Below are 910 nucleotides of genomic sequence, written 5' to 3'. Positions count from 1 at the left end.
TTCAACGTGGCATGCCCGCGATGGGAGTTTGTCTTCCAGCCGGTCGCGGCGGCGTACTTGAACCTGATCGAGCCGTGGTGGAAGATCCTGCGGTCCCTGGCGCTCAAGGGCCGACGATTCGGGACATGGGAGGAGATCGTTGAGGCGGTGAACCGGGCGACGGCTTACTGGAACTCGCACCGACATCCATTTCACTGGGGCCGACGACGGCGTCACCGGCCCCGTCGGCCGGCCGGCGTCGCCACCCCGCCATCTGTGCGATAACTTGGCGGATGCACCACTAAATAATCGGCTGAAATGCGTCAAAATACCTGAGCGGGATGTCTTCGCCATTAGACTCCGCCTTTCCCGGTGTTCAGCTTCGGAATCAGTCCGTGGGGGCCGGGTCAGAACGGCTGTTGTCTCGCCCGCCACTTTCCGGTCAGGGCCCGCATCGAACGCAGGCTCTCTTCGCCACTGCCCGCGCATCACCCGGACGAAACCGTCGGTATCCGTCGGCGAGAAGGCATCCCCCGGCGGCCGGCCCGTCGCCGGCCGCCCCGCTTTCCCAAGGGGTCCGCCATGCCCAAATTCGTGACGATTGAAGAGTATCACGTGACCATCCGCGTGCCGGCCGGCCGGCCCGACGAGGCGGCCGACACGATGCAGTCTCTTCTGGGCTCCCGGCCGTTCATGGCCCGATTGCGGGCGGCCGTGGCCGCCGTCCTCGCCGATCACGCCCTGCTGGCCGCCGTCCGGGTGACCGTCACCCGGTGATCATTCCCGAACTCTCCGGCGTCGACGGAATCGCGGCGGAAAAATGCTCGCCGACCGGGGATTTCCGGCGAAGACCGCGACTCATGCGAATGCCGGCGGGACGGACCCGGCATCCGGCCGCCGGAAGGTCAAAAAGACGGGCCTGTTTGCGGCG

General features: G+C 66.5%; 2 protein-coding genes. Both read left to right on the top strand.

Annotation, left to right across the window (positions count from 1 at the left end):
• The coding region (locus BGIM_RS0136645; protein WP_020474606.1) for a hypothetical protein at positions 1-264 on the top strand (264 nt) is incomplete at its 5' end.
• A 297-nt stretch (positions 265-561) separates the two neighbouring features.
• Positions 562-756: a hypothetical protein gene (locus BGIM_RS61780; RefSeq protein ID WP_084760377.1), complete on the top strand. Its 195-nt coding sequence runs from the start codon at positions 562-564 to the stop codon at positions 754-756.
• The last annotated feature ends 154 nt before the right edge of the window (positions 757-910 follow it).

The sequence above is a fragment of the Zavarzinella formosa DSM 19928 genome (genome assembly GCF_000255705.1).
Classification (GTDB): domain Bacteria; phylum Planctomycetota; class Planctomycetia; order Gemmatales; family Gemmataceae; genus Zavarzinella; species Zavarzinella formosa.
The sequence above is the reverse complement of the archived record's forward strand: the minus strand, read 5'-3'. Positions and strand labels throughout refer to the sequence as shown.

Coding starts and splice junctions, on each gene's coding strand:
- BGIM_RS61780 (WP_084760377.1), top strand. CDS start 562: ATGCCCAAATTCGTGACGATTGAAGAGTATCACGTGACCATCCGCGTG.